Annotated in this window: 18 protein-coding genes, 1 tRNA gene and 1 pseudogene; 10 read left to right on the top strand and 10 right to left on the bottom strand. The window is 68.5% G+C overall.

Features of this window, described 5'->3' with window-relative positions; translation table 11 throughout:
• Nucleotides 1–40: 40 nt before the first annotated feature.
• From ribD to ITJ56_RS04335, 5 genes and pseudogenes are all read left to right on the top strand, one after another.
• Nucleotides 41–1,120 (top strand): bifunctional diaminohydroxyphosphoribosylaminopyrimidine deaminase/5-amino-6-(5-phosphoribosylamino)uracil reductase RibD, encoded by a 1,080-nt coding sequence (ribD, locus tag ITJ56_RS04355; RefSeq protein WP_228517196.1) that lies wholly within the window; start codon nt 41–43, stop codon nt 1,118–1,120.
• A 29-nt stretch (nt 1,121–1,149) separates the two neighbouring features.
• A pseudogene (ribA, locus tag ITJ56_RS04350) lies at nt 1,150–1,779 on the top strand (GTP cyclohydrolase II); the annotation flags it as partial.
• Between the two features lie 185 nt (nt 1,780–1,964).
• A complete protein-coding gene (locus ITJ56_RS04345; protein WP_194628006.1) occupies nt 1,965–3,347 on the top strand; it encodes an MFS transporter in 1,383 nt (460 codons plus the stop codon).
• 194 nt (nt 3,348–3,541) lie between these two features.
• Nucleotides 3,542–3,757 carry a hypothetical protein gene (locus ITJ56_RS04340; RefSeq protein ID WP_111084200.1) on the top strand — a complete coding sequence of 72 codons (216 nt, stop codon included), beginning with the start codon at nt 3,542–3,544 and terminating at the stop codon, nt 3,755–3,757.
• Between the two features lie 7 nt (nt 3,758–3,764).
• On the top strand, nt 3,765–5,603 hold the full coding sequence (locus ITJ56_RS04335; protein ID WP_194628004.1) for an ABC transporter ATP-binding protein: 1,839 nt from the start codon (nt 3,765–3,767) through the stop codon (nt 5,601–5,603).
• A gap of 13 nt (nt 5,604–5,616) precedes the next feature.
• On the opposite strand, the gene ITJ56_RS04330 is transcribed toward ITJ56_RS04335, so the two are convergent.
• From ITJ56_RS04330 to ITJ56_RS04300, 8 genes are all read right to left on the bottom strand, one after another.
• Entirely contained in the window at nt 5,617–7,056 is a 1,440-nt protein-coding gene (locus ITJ56_RS04330) for an NAD-dependent succinate-semialdehyde dehydrogenase (protein WP_194628199.1), read from the bottom strand.
• 107 nt (nt 7,057–7,163) lie between these two features.
• Nucleotides 7,164–7,784, bottom strand: a complete 621-nt coding sequence (locus ITJ56_RS04325; protein ID WP_194628002.1) for an isochorismatase family protein — start codon at nt 7,782–7,784, stop codon at nt 7,164–7,166.
• A 23-nt stretch (nt 7,785–7,807) separates the two neighbouring features.
• Complete coding sequence (dacB, locus tag ITJ56_RS04320; protein WP_194628000.1) at nt 7,808–9,316, bottom strand: D-alanyl-D-alanine carboxypeptidase/D-alanyl-D-alanine-endopeptidase; 1,509 nt, start codon at nt 9,314–9,316, stop codon at nt 7,808–7,810.
• Between the two features lie 73 nt (nt 9,317–9,389).
• Nucleotides 9,390–10,040 (bottom strand): Gfo/Idh/MocA family protein, encoded by a 651-nt coding sequence (locus ITJ56_RS04315; protein ID WP_228517125.1) that lies wholly within the window; start codon nt 10,038–10,040, stop codon nt 9,390–9,392.
• Nucleotides 10,034–10,384 (bottom strand): Gfo/Idh/MocA family protein, encoded by a 351-nt coding sequence (locus ITJ56_RS18285; RefSeq protein ID WP_228517124.1) that lies wholly within the window; start codon nt 10,382–10,384, stop codon nt 10,034–10,036. The genes ITJ56_RS04315 and ITJ56_RS18285 overlap by 7 nt, the downstream gene beginning before the upstream one ends.
• Before the next feature lie 40 nt (nt 10,385–10,424).
• Complete coding sequence (locus ITJ56_RS04310; protein WP_228517123.1) at nt 10,425–10,883, bottom strand: BLUF domain-containing protein; 459 nt, start codon at nt 10,881–10,883, stop codon at nt 10,425–10,427.
• Between the two features lie 100 nt (nt 10,884–10,983).
• Nucleotides 10,984–11,763, bottom strand: coding sequence for a glycoside hydrolase family 16 protein (locus ITJ56_RS04305; RefSeq protein WP_323749713.1), 780 nt, complete (start codon nt 11,761–11,763; stop codon nt 10,984–10,986).
• A 210-nt stretch (nt 11,764–11,973) separates the two neighbouring features.
• Nucleotides 11,974–12,070: transfer RNA gene (locus ITJ56_RS04300), tRNA-Thr, on the bottom strand.
• A gap of 102 nt (nt 12,071–12,172) precedes the next feature.
• Between ITJ56_RS04300 and ITJ56_RS04295 the strand changes: the two genes are divergently transcribed.
• From ITJ56_RS04295 to ITJ56_RS04275, 5 genes are all read left to right on the top strand, one after another.
• On the top strand, nt 12,173–13,447 hold the full coding sequence (locus tag ITJ56_RS04295; RefSeq protein WP_194627990.1) for a tyrosine-type recombinase/integrase: 1,275 nt from the start codon (nt 12,173–12,175) through the stop codon (nt 13,445–13,447).
• 87 nt (nt 13,448–13,534) lie between these two features.
• Nucleotides 13,535–14,479, top strand: a complete 945-nt coding sequence (locus tag ITJ56_RS04290; RefSeq protein ID WP_194627988.1) for a hypothetical protein — start codon at nt 13,535–13,537, stop codon at nt 14,477–14,479.
• Nucleotides 14,445–14,651: a hypothetical protein gene (locus ITJ56_RS04285; RefSeq protein ID WP_194627986.1), complete on the top strand. Its 207-nt coding sequence runs from the start codon at nt 14,445–14,447 to the stop codon at nt 14,649–14,651. The genes ITJ56_RS04290 and ITJ56_RS04285 overlap by 35 nt, the downstream gene beginning before the upstream one ends.
• Before the next feature lie 61 nt (nt 14,652–14,712).
• On the top strand, nt 14,713–15,045 hold the full coding sequence (locus ITJ56_RS04280) for a hypothetical protein (RefSeq protein ID WP_194627984.1): 333 nt from the start codon (nt 14,713–14,715) through the stop codon (nt 15,043–15,045).
• 15 nt (nt 15,046–15,060) lie between these two features.
• Nucleotides 15,061–15,957, top strand: a complete 897-nt coding sequence (locus ITJ56_RS04275) for a hypothetical protein (protein WP_194627982.1) — start codon at nt 15,061–15,063, stop codon at nt 15,955–15,957.
• Between the two features lie 32 nt (nt 15,958–15,989).
• Here ITJ56_RS04275 and ITJ56_RS04270 read toward each other — a convergent pair whose 3' ends face one another.
• Nucleotides 15,990–16,358 carry a hypothetical protein gene (locus ITJ56_RS04270; RefSeq protein WP_194627979.1) on the bottom strand — a complete coding sequence of 123 codons (369 nt, stop codon included), beginning with the start codon at nt 16,356–16,358 and terminating at the stop codon, nt 15,990–15,992.
• A 1,351-nt stretch (nt 16,359–17,709) separates the two neighbouring features.
• Nucleotides 17,710–18,225 (bottom strand): helix-turn-helix transcriptional regulator, encoded by a 516-nt coding sequence (locus ITJ56_RS04265; RefSeq protein ID WP_194627977.1) that lies wholly within the window; start codon nt 18,223–18,225, stop codon nt 17,710–17,712.
• Nucleotides 18,226–18,244 lie beyond the last annotated feature (19 nt).

The following is an 18,244-nucleotide window of genomic DNA, read 5'->3' as shown; positions in this document are numbered from 1 at the left end:
GCTCGTGAGCGACACGGCACGACCCTCCGAGGTCCGGGCGATGCGCCGCGGTCTCGAACTCGCGGCTCTCGGGCCCGCCGTCGGCGACCACGCCCGCGTCGGAGCCGTCATCCTCTCCCCGGAAGGGGACGTGCTGGCCGAGGGCTGGCACAAGGGCGCCGGCACCCCGCACGCCGAGGTCGACGCGATGGCGAAGGTCGATCCGGAGCACCTGCGTGGCGCGACGGCCGTCGTCACCCTCGAACCGTGCAACCACACCGGCCGCACCGGCCCCTGCGCGGTCGCACTCCTCGAGGCCGGCGTCGCCCGGGTCGTGTACGCGATCGACGACCCGGGCGCGGACGTGCACGGGGGCGCAGACCGCCTCCGCGCCGCGGGCCTCGAGGTCGTCTCGGGTGTGCTCGCCTCCGAGGCCGAAGCGTTCCTCGAGCGCTGGCTGCTCTCGGTCCGGCTCGGTCGCCCGTGGGTGACGGTGAAGTGGGCGTCGAGCCTCGACGGTCGCGCCGCCGCGGCCGACGGTACGAGCAAGTGGATCACCGGCGCCGCCGCGCGGCAGCACGTCCACGAACAGCGCGCCGCCCACGACGCGATCCTCGTCGGCACCGGTACGGTCCTGGCCGACGACCCGAGCCTGACCGCGCGCGGGGACGCCGGCGAACTGCTCGCCGACCAGCCGCTCGCCGTGGTGCTCGGTGACCGCGCGGTTCCGGCCGACGCCGCGGTCCGTCGGCACCCGCGCGGGCTCGTCACCCTGCCCGGACACGACCTGGCCACCTCGCTCGGTGCCCTGCGCGGGCACGGCGTGCACTCGGTCTTCGTCGAGGGCGGACCGACCGTCGCCTCGGCACTCATCGCCGCAGGGCTCGCCGACGAGTACCTCGTCTACGTCGCGCCGGTGCTCCTCGGCGGGCCCCGTGTCGCACTGGGCGACCTCGGCGTGGGAAGCATGCCGGCGCGTCGGCGGTTGGACGTACTGTCGACCACCGCTCTCGGGCCCGACCTGCTGGTCCGAGCCCGACCGCAGCACCCCGGCCCCCCGGAGCATCCGCAGCATCTGGACGACGGTGCGACACTCGACCACCACGACGACGGGTCCACGAACGACCGGAGCACCACATGAGCGACGCGCTGACCTCCTCCACGCCGGGGAGCCCGGTCCACTTCGAGGTGTCGACGAACGTGCCGACCACGCACGGCACCTTCCAGATGCGCGCCTACCGAGACCTCGTCACGAGCGCCGAGCACGTCGCCATCATCGGCACCCTGCCCGACGGGTCGTTGCCCTCGGACGGCGCGCTGGTCCGCGTGCACTCGGAATGCCTGACGGGCGAGGCCTTCGGGTCGCTGAAGTGCGAGTGCGGCCCCCAGCTCGACGCGGCGCTCGACACCATCGCTGCCGAGGGCGGCGTCGTCGTCTACCTGCGAGGGCAGGAGGGGCGCGGCATCGGCCTCATCAACAAGCTGAAGGCCTACCGCCTGCAGGAGGACGGCCTCGACACCCTCGACGCCAACCTCGCCCTCGGCCTGCCCGCCGACTCCCGGGCCTACGGCGGAGCCGCGGGCATCCTCGCCGACCTCGGCATCACCCGGGTCCGTCTGCTGTCGAACAACCCGGAGAAGCGACGGCAGCTCGAGGAGCACGGCATCACGGTCGAGTCCCTCGTCCCGCTCGTCGTCGGCGTCTCGCCGCAGAACGCCGGCTACCTCGACACCAAGCGTGATCGGATGGGCCACGAGCTGCCCGCCCACCTCGAGGCCGGAGCCGGAGCCGCGGGCTGACTCTGGGCTGATTCGCAGGCAGGCGACATCTGTCGTATGATCAGGTCTTCCGTCACAAGCGGTCCCCCCTCAACCGAACGCACCCGACCAGTGCCCGCGCCACCCCGCGCGAACCGATCGGTGTCCGCCGTTCCGGCCCCCTGCGCTCCCCGACGGGAGCGCGCACCACGGAGACCTCCGCATCCATGACCGCCGTACCGGCACCCGCACCCCCGACCTCCGACTCCCCGGCCCCCGCCGGCAACCCCCGCTCGCGCGTCGTCATCGCCAGCCTCGTCGGCACGTCGATCGAGTTCTACGACTTCTACGTCTACGCCACGGCCGCGGTCCTCGTCTTCCCGACGCTGTTCTTCCCGAACGAGGACCCGACGGCCTCGCAGCTGTCGTCGTTCGTCACCTTCGCGCTGGCGTTCTTCGCCCGCCCGATCGGCTCGGTCATCTTCGGTCACTTCGGTGACCGCATCGGCCGGAAGACCACCCTCGTCGCGTCGCTGCTCGTGATGGGCACCGCCACGTTCCTGATCGGCTGCCTGCCGACGTTCGGCTCGATCGGCATCTGGGCGCCCGTGCTGCTCGCCGTGATGCGCTTCGCACAGGGTGTCGGCCTCGGCGGCGAGTGGTCCGGTGCCGCCCTGCTCGCGACCGAGAACGCCCCGAAGGGCAAGCGCGGAGTGTTCGGCTCGATGCCGCAGCTCGGTGCCCCGATCGGCTTCCTGCTCGCCAACGGCCTGTTCATAGCGATCAACGCCGCGATGCCCGCCGGCGCCGACGGCGCCCCGAACGCCGACTTCCAGGCCTGGGGCTGGCGCATCCCGTTCCTGCTCTCCGCCGTGCTGGTCATCGTCGGTCTCTACGTGCGCTTCAAGCTCGTCGAGTCGCCGGTGTTCCGCGGGGTCCAGGAGTCCGGCACCGTCGTGAAGGTCCCGCTCGGCCGGGTGTTCCGCACGTCGTGGAGGGCGCTCATCGTCGGCACCTTCGGCATGGTCGCCACCTACGTGCTCTTCTACTTCATGACGACGTTCACACTCTCCTACGGCACCACCGGCGCCGAGGCGGGGCCCCTCGTCCCGAAGATCGGCCTGGGTTACAGCCGCGGCGAGTTCCTGACACTCCTCATGATCGGCGTCGTGTTCTTCGGCATCTTCACCCCGATCGCCGGCATGCTCGCCGACAGGTTCGGCCGGCGGAAGACCCTCATCCCGACCACCGTCGGCATCGCCCTGTTCGGTCTCACGTTCCAGATCTGGTTCGCCGCGTCGACCGGGCCGATCACGGTCGTGACGTTCCTCATCGTGGGGCTGTCGCTGATGGGGCTGACGTTCGGGCCGATGGGTGCCCTGCTGCCCGAGTTGTTCCCCACGAACGTCCGGTACACCGGCTCGGCGATCGCGTACAACGTCGCTTCGATCCTCGGCGCCTCGCTCGCCCCCACCATCGCCCTGGCGTTGTGGAAGGCCGACGGGAACATCTTCCTGGTCGGGCTGTACCTGACGATCGCCGCGGTCGTGACCCTGGTCGCGCTGCTGTTCGTGCGTGAGACGAAGTCGAAGGACTTCACCGACGCCTGAGACGCGCACGACGCCGTCGTGTCAGCAAGACGCCGCCTGCCCGTCGAGACGCCGCCGACTTCGGCGGCGTCTCGCGATCTCGGCGGCGTCGCGCGATCTCGGCGGCGTCCAACGAAGACGCCGGCGTCTGCCGCCCCTACGCACCTCGTCAACGCAGGTTGACAAGGTCGGCACGTCAATGTAGGTTGACGCGCATGGACCGACCGACCATCACGAGCCTCGCGGCCGGAGCCTCGGGGGACGACCCGTTCTCCGCCCTCGCCAGCGTGCGGGAGCTGCGCCGTGAGCTCGACCGGACCGAAGAGCTCGCCGCCCGCGCCGCCCGCAACGCCGGAGCGTCGTGGCAGGAGATCGCGACCCTGCTCGGTGTCAGTCGACAGGCAGTGCACAAGAAGTACGGCAGAAACTAGGACCACGATGAGCTTCCCCTTCGCACGCCCGAAGACCTCCGACGGCCCCCGCGCGACGTTCGGCCGCCTGCTGTCCTACCTGTTCGAGAACAAGCCGGCGATGGTCGTCATCATCGTGCTCAGCATCCTCGGTGCCGGGGCCGCCCTGGCCCAGCCACTCCTGGTCAATCAGGTCGTCACCGCCGTGCAGCAGGGCACCACCCTCAGCACGCTGGTGTGGCTGCTGGTCGGGCTCGTGCTCGTCGCCGGCGTGCTGAACGGCGTGCAGCACTTCCTGCTCCAGCGCGCGGGCGAGGGTGTCGTGCTCTCGACCCGGCGCAAGCTCATCGCGCGCATCCTCAACCTGCCGATCTCGGAGTTCGATGCGCGCCGGACCGGGGACCTGGTGTCCCGCGTCGGCAGCGACACCACGCTCCTGCGCGCCGTGCTCACCCAGGGCCTGATCGAGTCCATCGGCGGTGCACTCACCTTCATCGGTGCCATCGTCGCGATGGCGATCATCGACCCGCTGTTGCTCGGCATCGTCATCGTGATCGTGATCATCGCGATCGTCGTCGTCGGCGGGCTCAGCCGTCGGATCCGGGTCGCGTCGAAGCGCGCGCAGGAGAAGGTCGGGGACCTCACCGCCGCCGTCGAGCGCGGCATCGGTGCCGTCCGCACCATCCGTGCCGCCGGGGCCACCGAGCGCGAGGTGCGCGAGGTCGACGGTCACGCGACCGAGGCCTACCAGCGCGGCCTCGACATCGCGAAGATGTCCGCCTTCGTCGTCCCCGTCGCGAGCATCGTGATGCAGGTGGCGTTCATCGCCGTCCTCGGTGTCGGCGGCGCGCAGGTCGCAGCCGGCACCATCACCATCGCGACGCTGATCACGTTCATCCTGCTGCTCTTCATGATGATCATGCCGCTCGGTCAGGCGATGGGCGCGGTCGTCGCCGTCGCGCAGGCGCTCGGTGCCCTCGGCCGCATCGAGGAGATCCTGCACCTGCCGACCGAGTCCCAGGACGACGCTGCGGTGCACCCCGCCCCGGCCGTCGCGACCGACGACGCGATCACCTTCGAGCACGTCTCGTTCCGGTACGCGGCTCCGGCGGACGCCTCCGGTCCGGACGGTGCGTCGGAACGGCCGGGAGGCCCGGATCGCCCCGCCGACGAGCAGCCGGCCGGCGACGTGGTGCTCCACGACGTGTCCTTCCGTGTGCCGCGCGGGGCACGCGTCGCACTCGTCGGTCCCTCGGGTGCCGGCAAGTCGACGACCCTGTCGCTGATCGAACGGTTCTACGACCCCACCGACGGCGTGATCCGCCTCGGCGGCATCGACGTGCGCGGCCTGGACCGCGACGAGCTCCGTGCCCAGATCGGTTACGTCGAGCAGGACGCGCCGGTGCTCGCCGGCACGCTCCGCGCCAACCTGCTGCTCGGATCGCCGAACGCGACCGAGGACGACTGCGTCCGCGTTCTCGAGGCGGTGAACCTCGGCGAGGTCCTGCACCGCGACCCCCGCGGTCTCGACGCCCAGGTGGGTGAGGACGGCGTGATGCTCTCCGGTGGTGAACGCCAGCGTCTGGCGATCGCCCGGGCCCTGCTCGCCGCTCCCCCGATCCTGCTGCTCGACGAGTCGACGTCTTCGCTCGATGGCGTGAACGAGCAGAAGATGCGGCTCGCGATTGACGCCGTCGCCGAGGACCGCACGCTGCTCGTCATCGCGCACCGGCTGTCCACCGTCGTCGACTCCGACGTGATCGTCGTGCTCGAGCACGGCCGGGTCGTCGGGACCGGCACGCACTCCGAGTTGGTCGAGTCGACGCCGCTCTACCGTGAGCTGGCGAAACACCAGCTGCTGGTCTGAGCCGGACCGCCGATCAGGCGGCGAACGGGTCCGGGGTGAGCACGTAGACGGTCTCGAGGTACTCCTCGATGCCCTCGTGCGAGCCCTCTCGGCCGAGGCCGGACGACTTCACCCCGCCGAACGGGAACGCGGCGTTCGAGACGACGCCGGTGTTGAGGCCGAGCATCCCCGTCTCGAGCCGCTCCGCGAGTCGCTGGCCGCGCCGGAAGTCCGTCGTGAACGCGTACGCGATGAGCCCGTACTCGGTGTCGTTCGCGAGCCGGATTCCCTCGTCCTCCGTGCTGAACCGGGTGATCGAGGCGACCGGGCCGAAGATCTCAGTCGTCAGGATCTCCGATCCAGGCTGCACGTCATCGATGACCGTCGGCTCGTAGAAGGTGCCAGGGCGGTCGACCCGGTGTCCGCCGGTGACGAGCCGTGCGCCGCGGGACAGGGCGTCGTCGACGAGCCCCGCGGCCTTGTCCACCGCGCGGTCGTCGATGACGGGGCCCAGTGTCGTACCGTCCTCGGTCCCCCGGCCCACCCGGAGCGCCTCGACCCTGGCGGTGAGGGCCGCGACGAACGCGTCAGCGATCCCGTCCTGCACGAAGAACCGGTTTGCGGCGGTGCAGGCCTCGCCCGTGTTCCGGAACTTGGCGAGCATCGCGGCGTCGACCGCGGTGTCGAGGTCGGCGTCGTCGAAGACGAGCAGTGGGGCGTTTCCGCCGAGCTCCATGCTCGTCTTGAGCACGTTGTCCGCGGCCTGCTTGAGCAGCGCGGACCCGACCGGGGTCGAGCCGGTGAAGGTCAACTTGCGCAGCCGGGGGTCGGCGATGATCGGCGCCGACAGACCCTTCGCATCGAGGGACGGCACGACGTTCAGCACGCCGTCCGGCAGCCCGGCACGGCGGAACAGCTCGACCAGGAACAGGGTCGTCAGCGGCGTGAGCTCGGCCGGCTTCGCCACGACCGTGCAGCCGGCCGCGAGGGCTGGGCCGATCTTCCGGGTTGCCATCGCGAGCGGGAAGTTCCACGGCGTGATGGCGTACACGGGGCCCACGGGGCGCTTCAGCACGATCGCACGGCCGGTGCCCTCGGGGTTGGTGCGGTAGTCGCCGGTGATCCGGACGGCTTCCTCGGAGAACCAGCGGAGGAACTCGCCGCCGTACACGACCTCGCCGCGGGCCTCGGCCAGGGGCTTGCCCATCTCCAGCGACATCAGCGCCGCGAGGTCCTCCGCGTGCTCGTGGACCAGGTCGAACGCCCGTCGCAGGACGTCGGAGCGCTCGCGCGGCGCGGTGGCGGCCCACGACTCCTGCGCGGCGACCGCGGCGTCGAGTGCCGCCATGCCGTCCTCGGGGGTGGCGTCGGCGACCTCGGCCAGGACGTCACCGGTCGAGGGGTCCCGGACCGCGAAGGTCGAACCGCTCGACGACGCACGCCAGGCGCCGCCGATGAAGAGTCCGGTGGGCACACCCTCGACGCGGACGTGGTCGTCCCCGACGTCGGTGACGAGGTCGGCTTCCGTCGCCGCGTCAGTGGTCGTCGTGGTGCTGGTGGCGGTGCTGGTGGTGGTGCTGGTCACAGTCGTGCTCCTCCTGGGTTCGCGAGGCCCTCGTCCATGTCGCTGTGGTCGACGTGTCCGCCGGCCACCCGGATCTCGTCGAGCGCCGCGGTGCTGCGGTCGTCGTCGACGCCGGCCACCAGGTCCTCGTACACGGCGACGTCGAGGCCCGCTGCACGGGCGTCGAGCGCCGAGGCGCGCACGCAGTGGTCGGTCGCGATGCCGACGATGTCGATCGTGTGCACGCGGTGCTCGGCGAGGACCTCGGGCAGCGGGACACCCGCCTCGGTGCGGCCCTGGAACGCCGAGTAGTCCGGCGTGCCCTGGCCCTTGAAGACGTCGATGTCGATCAGGGCGGTGTCGAGCTCCGGGTGGTAGTCGGCGCCCGGGGTGCCGGCCACGCAGTGCACCGGCCAGGTGTCGATGAAGTCGGGACCCTCGGCGCCGGCGAAGTGCCCGCCGTTGTCGTCGTCACCGTGGTGCCAGTCGCGGGACGCCACGATCAGGTCGTACTCGTCGCCGTGCCGGCCGAGGAATGCGGTGATGCGCTCCGCGAGCGCCGCACCCCCGGTGACCGCGAGCGCACCGCCCTCGGTGAAGTCGTTCTGGACGTCCACGACGAGCAGTGCTCTTGCCATGACTCCATCCAACACCCGGCGGCTCAGGACCCGGTGAGCTTGCTCCCGCACGAGTAGGTCGCGGCGGTGACCGCGTCGAGTGCGGGGAGGGCCGCCGCGCGCGGGGAGCCGATGGCGTAGAACGCGAAGGTCAACCGCGAGCCATCGGCTGCATCGATGTAGCCGCCGAGGGTGTTCGCGCTGTCGATCCAGCCGGTCTTCGCGTGCACCTTGCCGCGCGCGACCGCGTTGGCGCCCGTGAACCGGCTGGCGAGGGTGCCGGACTGCCCCGACACCGGCAGGGCGTTGGCGAGCGTGCCGAGGCCCTTCGCCCCTGCGGCGACCTGGACCATGAGGTGGGCGACGAAGTTCGGCGACACCGCGTTCGACGCGCTCTCCCCCGAACCGTCCTTGATGACGATGCCGGTCGGGTCGACACCGTAGGACCGCATGGCGGACTGGTAGACCGAGGTCAGCGACGCCGCGGAACCGTTCGAGCCGGACTCCTTCGACGAGACCCGCGCGAGCATCTCGGCCAGGGTGTTGTCGGAGTTCGGGATCATCTGCCCGATGAGGGTCGACACCGGCTGTGACGAGACCGTGGCGATCGTCTCGGTCCCGGTCGTCGCACGCTTGACGATCTGGGCCGAGCCGGCGCCCGCGACCCCGGCGTTCGCCAGTGCCGTGCGGAAGGCGGTGCCGGCGCGTCCGACCGGGTCCTCGGACCGGGGTGACGTCGCCGCCGCCGGGTTCGCCCGGTCGCCGTCGACCATCAGCGCGGTCACCTTCGGCTGGTACCCGATCGTGCGCTCGGACACCGGCCAGGTCGGGTCCCAGGCGTCGGTGTCGCTCCAGTAGGTGTCATCCGTGACGATCGTCGTGACCGGGGTGTTCCCGACCTTCGCCTTCACCTGCTGCGCGAGCTGCGCCAGGGTCGGGGCGCCCGGGTACACGGTGCCGCCCCCGGCCGACAGGGTGGCGTCGCCGTGCCCGACGAGCGCGACGGTGTTCGCGGACTCGCGGGCGACGGTTGTCGGGATGCGGTGGTCTCCGCCGAGGACCGAGAGCGCGGTCGCCGAGGTCAGGGTCTTCATCACGCTGCCGGTCTGGGCTGCCCGGTCACCGTTCTTCGAGAACAGGACCTTGCCGCTCTTCGCGTCCATCACGTACCCCTCGAAGTCGCCGAGACCACTCGCCGACGCCGCCGTCGCGATCGAGCAGGTGCGCAGGGCGGAGGGACCAGCGGGGTCTGCCGGCACGGCGCGCGCATCGGCGGTCGGCGTCGGGCTCGGGGTCCGCGGACGTTCCGTGCTGGTCGGCCGGTCCGGGTTAGACGACGCGCTCCCGGTCACGCTCGGTGCGGCCGCGGTGCGGGTGTCCGGTGTCGTCACGGCGGCCACGGCGACCGCGCCACCCGAGCCGAGCACGAGGAGCGCCGCGAGCCCGCCGGCTATCCACGGCAGGGGGCGCCGCGCAGCGGACGCGCGCGCCGCGAGGACGGCGGCACGGAGCCGCTCCGGGACGGAACGCGGGGTGGGCTGCTGCGAGGACATCGCGACCGATCCTACGGAACTGCGGCACGAGCCTCCAGGCCGGGTCTGCACTCCGTCGTGATCGTGGGCCCGATCAGGGAGTCGGCGCGAGACCGTCGGCCGGGTACCGGACGCCGACCTGGCGACGTGCCTCGTCCATCACGCCCATGATCGCGACGGTCTCCTCCGGGTCCATCGGCCCGCCCTCGTGCACACCGGACGCGATCATCGCCTCGACGGCGCGGGCCTCGTGTCCGTAGCCCGTGAGCTCCTCGCGGCTGTCGAACTCCTCGAGCACCGCACCGTCACGGTCGCGGATCCGCCAGGTCGTCGGCGTGTACCAGGTGGAGTCGAGGTCGATGCGACCGGTCTCGCCGATGATCGACGCCGTGTTCGGGCTGCGCAGGTCCATCCCGAAGTGGATCATCGACTGGGCACCGCCCTCGTGCGTCAGGACCAGGCCCATCTGCTCGTCGACCCCCTGCTCGCTCAGCGTGCCGGCGGCCACGAGCGAGGTCGGCACCCCGAGCACGTCCACCGCGAACGACACCGGGTAGACCCCGAGGTCGAGCATCGCACCGCCGCCGAGTGCCGGGTCGCGCAACCGGTGGCCGGGGTCGGAGGGCAGCGCCTGGTGGTGGGTGGCCTCGACGACCATCGGGCGGCCGATCCGCCCCTCGGCGAGGACCTCGCGGATCATCGCCATCTGCGGCAGGAACCGCGTCCACATCGCTTCCGTCACCACGACGCCGGCCTGTCGGGCCGCGTCGACGACCGTGCGTGCCTCTCGGCGGTCATGGTGAAGGCCTTCTCGACCAGGACGTGCTTGCCGGCGCGGATCGCGAGCAGGGCGTCTGCGGCGTGCCGGACGTGCGGGGTCGCGACGTAGACGGCGTCGACCTGGTCGTCCATGACGAGGTCCGCGTAGGAACCATGCGCCCGCTCGATGCCGAACTCGGCGGCGAACTTCTCGGCGTGCTCGCGCGTGCGGCTGCCCACCGCGGTGAACACGATCCCCGCCGCGACGCAGTCGCCGACGAAGGACCGTGCGATGCCGCCCGTACCGATGACTCCCCAGCGAACCGTCATGGGTCCTGTCTACCAGTGCCGGGTCGGGTGCCGCCCGCGGTCAGCGCCGGTGCTTGCCGAGGGCTGCGTCCGGAGCCGCCATCGGGTGGTTCCGGAACCACCGCAGCAACTCGCGAGCACGGCTGGTGTCCGCGCTCCGGTCACCCTCGGCGAGGAACGCGTCGAAGCCGTCTGGCAGGTCCGCGTCGGGCTCACGGTCGAACGCCATGGTCCACTCGCCGAAACGCGGCGTGTGGATGCGTTCCTCCACCAGCAGCCCGACGCCGGTGTGGCGCGGGTCGTCGATGATCCGCTGGTAGGTCTCGAGCACCGCTGCCTCGGGGCCCTCGAGCAGCTGCATGAACCGGCCGTCCTTGTAGACGAGCAACCCGGAGAGTCCGACGGCGCCGTTCCGGTCGCGGGCGTGCTCGAGCAGTGCGTCGAGTCGCTCCTGGTCGAACACCTCGGCCGCAGAGCTCATGTAGACCAGGGACAGCAGCATGAGGACCTCTCGGGACAAGGAACGGGATCGCGTTCCATCGTGGCCCGAGCAGCTGCGCTCCGGCATCCCCAGAACGGGGAACCGCGCTGCGCGCAGGAGTGCCGCGCGGGCGCCGCCCTCACTCCGCGTCGTAGGTGCGGACCCAGTCGATCTGCAGGTGCCCCGGGTCACCCCAGTTGCCGATCTGGAACATGTACCGGTGCGGGGTCGTGGGGACGTTCCGCGGCACCGTGAAGACGAGCTTGCCGTCCAGGTAGTAACGGATGATCTTCCCGGGGATCCACTCGGTCGTGTAGGTGTGCCAGTCCCGCCAGGACACCCGGGTGTTGTAGGTCTCGGTGTCGCGCTCGAGTCCCTGCAGCATCGAGTGGTGGAACACCCGCGGCGATCCGTCGAACTGCCCCTCCGGGTAGTTGAGCTCCCCGTCCGTCCAGGCGTCGGACGTCGGCCAGAGCATCACCGCAGCACCGTTGCCGTCACCGCCGGTCGCCCTGGCCCGGATGCTGAACGTGCCACCGACGTGCGACCAGGCGTCGGTCGGGGTGCCGAAGGTGCCAGCCGCGCCGTGCTCGCCGTCCATGGCGACGTCCATGTACCCGTCATGCGCGCTGATGAGCTTGTCGGAGTAGTACTTGCCGCCGGTGCCGTCCGGGTACGGCTGCCACGACTCACGGTAGGTCGCCGCGAACTGCCCACCCGCGGCCGCGGGTGTGTCGAAGTCCTCGGAGTAGGTGGGCTCGCGGTTCGCCAGGTAGGACGGCATCGTCGGGGACGGCGTGGGGCTGGTCGCAGCCGTCGGATCGGCCGATGCGTTCGACCCCGAGGGCGCGCTCCCCTCGGGCACGGCGGCCGCGGTCACCGCGAGTGCACCGGCCGCAGCGGCCACGACCACGACCACCAGGACACGCCTCAGCACGAGCGCACCGCCGGTGTCCTGCCGACGTCGGCTGCTTCGGGCTGGTACTCGGTCACGTTGTCCCCCGTATCGCGGACAAGGTTAGCTCCCGTGCGACACGATGTCTGCCCCTCGACCGAGTGACAGCCGCTCCATCCGGAATACGAAAACCCCGGTCAGCGCCCTGTTGCGAGGGGCTGACCGGGGTTCTGGTGGAGCCGCCTGTCGGAATCGAACCGACGACCTATTCATTACGAGTGAATAGGAGCGGTAGACTGGGGGCACTCGACGAGCGCCGAAGTTGGCGGGCGGATCCCCGTACCTATGCGGATCGGGCTACCATCGAGAAGTGCAACTGCAAACACATGGTTGCGGTTATGTGTGTGTACTGATGTGTGTACCTGGAGGAACAGTGCCGAGGAAGCGAGATTCCGGCGATGGAGGGCTCTACGCCATCCGCGGCGGCAAGCTCTACCGGGGCGTCATTGACGACGGTTTCCACCCCGACGGCCGCCGTCGCCAACGCGTGGTGACGTCGAAGACCAAGGAGGGTGCGCGCCGCAAGCTCGATACGATCAAGAAGCAGATCCAGCAGCACGGCACCGCACTCGACACGAAGACCACTGTCGACAAATGGGCGACCCACTGGCTTGAGACAGTCGGGAAGCCGAACCTCAAGCCGAACACGCTGCTCTCCTACGAGTCCGTCACGCGCAACTGGATCGTCCCAACGATCGGCGCGAAGAAGGTGGCCTTCCTCAAGCCGTCTGACGTGCGCATCATGACCAAAGCCGTTGCTGACGCCGGCCGCTCGTCGTCGACGTCGCGGAAGGCGTACCAGGTGCTGTCGCTCATGCTCGAGTCCGCGCGAGTCGAGGGGATCGCCGCGCGGAACGTCTGCGAGGACGTCAACGCACCCGTGCAGGGCGAGTCGAACCGCGGAGCGCTCAGTACCGAAGCAGCCCTCGCGGTCCTCAAGATCGCCGCCGAGCACGACGACGGAACCCGTTGGTGGGTCGCCCTCCTAAGTGGGCTGCGTCAAGGTGAGCGGATCGGCGCGCGGCTCGAATCCCTCGACCTCGACTCCGAACAGCCGACGATCGATGTCGAGTGGGCGCTGTCCGAGGTGCCCTTCGAGCACGGATGCGGCCACCTCGACGACGGCACGTGGCGCTGCGCGAAGAAGCGCGCCGGCTCCTGCTCGAACCGACGGCTCCGCATCCCGGACGGTTTCGAGTACCAGCAGCTGAACGGACGCCTCTGCCTCATCCGACCGAAGTCCGGCAAACCGCGATACGTGCCGCTGATGCCGGCGCTCGCCGAAGCGCTCCGCCGCTACCTCATCAAGACCGCCGACCGGCCGAACCCCTACGGACTGATCTGGCGGAAGCCGAACGGCGAACCGTACCTGTGGGGCGAGGATGAGCAGACTTGGCGCGACATCCTCTTTGAGGCGGGCATCATCGCTGACGAGGACCGCAAGCCCGGCTCCCCCGTCCCGACGACGCACTGGGCGCGCCACACGACGGCGACTGTCCTGATGGAGCTCGGCGTCGACGCGAAGATCATCGGTGAGATCGTCGGCCACCAGTCCGAGGCTGTGACACGTCGGTACCAGCACGTGTCGTCCGCCGCGGCTCGCGAGGCGATGGACAAGCTCGGGGAACACTTCGCTCTCGCACACTGAGGCCCCCTGCTTGAGGGGTAGGCACTAGACCTCGGCGCTGGGTAGGTTGACAGGGTTTGTGCGACGGTCGCACCAGGAGGGGTGGAAATGGTTGACGACAGCGCGACTCACGCGGAGAAGTACGGCGAGATCCGGGACGGCGTGTTGCAGCTTCGCTTCGCTGACGAGACGAACTCCGTGCACGCCATCAACGCCGCGGAAGTCGCCGACGTCTTGCAGGGGCTCGTCGAGTTCACTAGCGACATGGCGAAGCAGGGGCTCTTCGGCGATGGCATGCCACCCGAGGTCCGTGTGCGCCCGGTCAAGGAGGGGTCCTTTGTCGTGGAAGCTCTTATCCAGTGGGCTGCGGAGAACCCGGACGCCGCCGCCGCCATCTCGGGCACTGTGGGCGGCGTCGTTACGAAGGCGTTCGACATCGGGCTCAAGAAACTGCGTGGGGACGAGCCGACCGACATCGAGTATCTCGACAACGGCAACGTCAAGCTGCAGTGGCCCGGCTCCGGAGTCAACGAAGTCCCCCGGTCCGTGTGGCAGCGACTGAACACGATGAAACGCCCAACCCGTACCGCCCTGCGCAAGATGATGGCTCCTCTCAGCGACGAAGCCGACCGGATGGAGTTGCGCGACGGGGAGGTCGATCAGCCGACGGCCGAGCTGATGGCTGCGGCTCCTGATGCTGTCGCCACCCGATCCGAGTACCGCGAAGCTGCTGCCGAAGTTGATGAGGTCTCCGAAGAGGTCGAGACCTTCACCGCTGAAGCTAAGCTGCAGAGCATTGACTTCCGACCTGGACAGAAGTGGCGCGTGCAGACCGCGTCCGCAACGCGGCTTGCTACCATCGAAGACGAGGATTTTCTCCGCGGGCTCGACGAAGGCACCTCTCTCCACAAGAACGACATCTTCCAGGTGACGATCCGCGAAGTGCGTACCATCACGAACGGGCGCACCACCACAGACTGGTCCCTGGTCAACGCAGAGCGAACGAGGCGAGGAACAGATGACGGAGATGCACTCGCACCACGCGCGTCGTAGCCGCAACTGGCTTGATCACATCGACCTGATGAGCGTCGCGCTGCTCCTTGTTGCTCTCGTGGCGATTGTTCTGGTTCTGATAGGGGTGGCGCAGGACGGTACCTCGCCGCTGTGGGCCTTCGTCCCAACCGCCTTCGCGGTGTGGAACATCCTGACGCTTCGGCGACACTGACTACACGAAGGCCCCCTCGGTCAGAGGGGGCCTTCGTGCTTGCAGCATTCCAAGGAGAGCGATGGACAGCTACAGGGCCAAGGCCGAGCACCTTGCGAAGGCTGCCGAAGAAACGGGCCCTGGTCTCGCGGCAATCGCGTACGCGATCCTGGCACTTGGCGAAGAACGAAGCGGCCAGGCCGACACCTGGCACCAGCTCGACGACTACGACGGCCTGCCGTTCCAGCTCGAACAGGACTACATCTTCGAGTACGAGGACGGCGAGCAGGTCAAGTGGCGGCTGAGCGCAGACAACCCGAGCAGCGTCCATACGTTCTATGCACCGGCGGACCCGTCGCGCTGGATCGATCCGAACGATCTCGTCGATCAGTGCACCCGCTGGCGATGGGCATGAGCGATCCTTGATCCTGTGGCAGAGGCATCAGAGCTCGCAGTCGGAGACCGATGGGCGTATCGCACCAGTCCATCGTCAGCACGATTCCACGAAGCCAAAGTCCTGGCGGTCGGCGACAAGAAACCGATGAAGGTCCGGGTGGAGCTCGTTGCGGACGAATGGCAGGGCGAGCGGCGGTGGGTTCCGACGTCCCGACTCGAAGTGCGCTGGGACGAGCGTGACGAGTACGTCGCCGCCGACATGGCGCGTCGCGCCGTCCGGTCCGCGAGACCTGACCGCGACGATCTTCGCTGCGTCGAGATCATTCTCTGGAAGACCGTGCCGATGGATCTGGTCGAGTTCAACATGGACGTCTCGGGGTCCAGCAAGCTACTCGACGTCGCTGCTGCGGCCCGCTTTCTTGGCATCGAGGAGGAGACGCTTCTCATGGAGCCGAACTTCCAGGCCCCGGACGGACTCGTCGTGCCATGGAGCACAACGACGACCATCGCGCGTGCCGCTGCGAACCGGTACCCACATCCGGTCACTCGGTACATCGAGGAGATCGAGTCAAGGAACGCCGAAGAGATGAAGGAGGGACGTTGGACCGCGGCCTGGGTCACCGGGGAGTCCCACTGGCAGCCTCCCGAGGAGGTGCAGGCGATCTTCGAGACTCGCGTCCTACCCGAGCTCAACCGCCTTCGCGATTGGATTGGAACAGCCCGATCTGCCGATGTTGAGGATCGACGAGTGCTGCTCCGCCGCCTGGGACGCGTTTCAGCCGTGGCCTATGAGGCGCTTGACGTTCTTGAGCCGTCCAAGAAGCGAATCGTTGAGCGTCTACGAGGCGAGCTGAACGACGCGATGGCGGGCTTCCGACTACTTCCGGGGGAAGCGGGCGCGGAGGGCAGTCATCACGGTTCAGGCGCTTAGTTCGCCACGATGCAGGTTCCAGTAGACCCGGATCAGCCGACGAAGTCGTGCAAGTCTGCTCGCCAGAACGTGATCGGGATGGTTCCCTCGGCCACATAGACTCGATCTCGAGGGTCGTTGAATCGGTACTCAAGGCCGAATCGCTCAGCGAACTCCGCAGCCAGGGGCCGGAGGTCGTCCTCGTCGAAGGCGTAGGGAGACGAGATCGCGAGCACTGGCTTCTTCGCGCCTGAGCCCCGTGGCTTGAAGCGCTTGGTGTGATCGAAGAGCGCGCCAAAGTGACCACGGTCGCTGCTCAGCCTGTCGTCGCGCAGCTCTTTCGGGATCAATTCGTTGACGTCGTAGGGGCTTCCGTAGTGACCGTCCCAGATCAGGCCCTCCCGGTCTGCGATCTCGTTCACGTTCTCGTACAAGTCATCTTTTGGGAAAGCGGGCAAGGCTGCCTCCAATGTTTTGGCACGGCCCCTCGCCGTGATGGTGCCCTCAACTTACCGGGTAGACACGAACGACTCGTCAAAGGCCACCAGCTGTGAGGTCATCCCTTCAGAACCTCGAGCACCCTCGGCCGAAAGGATCGGGCGACTCCCTCGACGCCCGCGTCGACGATCGGCCACAATGCATCGCATGGGCCGGGCAGCAGACCATCTGAACGACAAGCAGATCAGCGTGCTTCGCTGGGTGGCGAACGGGGCTCCTCGCGACGCGTACCCCGAGGGTTGACTACGCACACCGCATCACAGCGAAGGCGCTTGCGAGTCGCGGCCCCTCGAGGTGCGAGCCGCTCGGCCTGGATTCAGCTTCGATGGCCGCAAGTGGTCAGACACTAAGTCGCTGAGCATCGAAGACCGTTTAGGCGAGGTCTTCCGCTTCGTCGAGGTATCGCGACTCGAGGCTCGGGCCGTTCGGCAGCGCGCCGACGCGATCGCTGAGCGAAAAGAGCGAGATCGGGAGGCAGCGATGGCTCAGGCTCGCGTGCTCTTCCGCGCGGCGCAGGAGGAGGCGCTGCTACTGGAACAGGCATCGGCGCGGCGTCGGCATCAGGAGGTGCGCGCGTTCGTCGATGAGCTCCAGCGACGCGACGACGGATCTGACGAAGCCCTGCAGGTGTGGATCGCAACGGGCGAGCGAGTGGCAAACCGGCTTGACTCCTTCCGGGCACTCGCTAACCCCACATTCCCTGCGCCGTCCGCGCAAGATCTACAGCCGTATCTGGGGGCCTGGAGCCCGTGGGGTCCGACGCGGCGATAGCGAGCTATTGCAGACTCTTTCTCGCTAACCTTCAATGCTTACTTGAACCTCAGTTCTCCACACAATCTGTGGAAGAAGGAAAAGGCTGATCAGAGCAGCGTACGGGCGCATTCTTTCCACATGTCTCCACAGCCCCGTCCACAGTTGTCCACACACCCTCCCGGCGCGCCACGCTGCCGATCCACAGAGTTATCCACAGAGCCGCTTGTCGCTCTCTCCACAAGGGTCCACACTCGCCTCATCCACTCGACAACAGACTGAACGAGCGAAGCGGCCCGGTGCGCTAACGCCGGACCGCTTCTTGGCTCGTCCCACTCGACAGATAAGGAGAACCTGACGTGAACCCTACAAGGGGAACAGCGGCCCTCGACTACATCCAGCGAGCCACCGCCGACCTGGCTAACGACAAGCGAGTCTTGAGTCACTACATCGAGCTGGCACGACAGTACGGATGCAGCGACGCCGACATCGCGCAAGCCGCGCTGGTTGCGCAGATGGATCCGACTAGCCGTCCGTCCGACGCGAGCGATCACTCATCTGATCCCGAGCCTCAGCCTGCAGACGCCTGACGCGGCGCTCGACCTCTTTCAAGAGAGTCACGGTGTCGAACTGAGCAAGAGTGTCCTGCAGCGCAACCCGAGCGTCGTACGCGGCCTGCTGTTCCTCGAGCTGCAGGGCTTCGAAGTTGGCGGTCTCCTGGGTGCTCCACGCAGCATCCTCACCATCCCGATCGGCAGCGTCACGAGTCTCCTCGCGCTCCTCGTCTTGTGATCGAATCTGCTCCTTGATATCCCGGTACTCGTCGAGCGTAAGCGTGCTCTGGCCGCTACCGACATGCTCGACGTACTCGAGCTCATCGCCCAGCACTCGCTGCACCTTGTAAGCAGCCTTCGGTGGCACCCCTTTCGACTCCCAGTTCACGATCGTCTTCTGGTGAACCCCGACCGCATCGGCCAGCTGCTGCTGGGTCCAGCCCTTCAGCGCTCGAGCGTCCTTGAGTTCCGTCCACGTGATGATCACCCCCCGAGGCTAGGCAACG

Origin of the sequence: Curtobacterium sp. VKM Ac-1376, from assembly GCF_015351025.1 — a bacterium.
Taxonomy (GTDB): Bacteria; Actinomycetota; Actinomycetes; order Actinomycetales; family Microbacteriaceae; genus Curtobacterium.
Note: the sequence above shows the minus strand (reverse complement) of the source record. Positions and strands in the feature narration are given on the sequence as shown.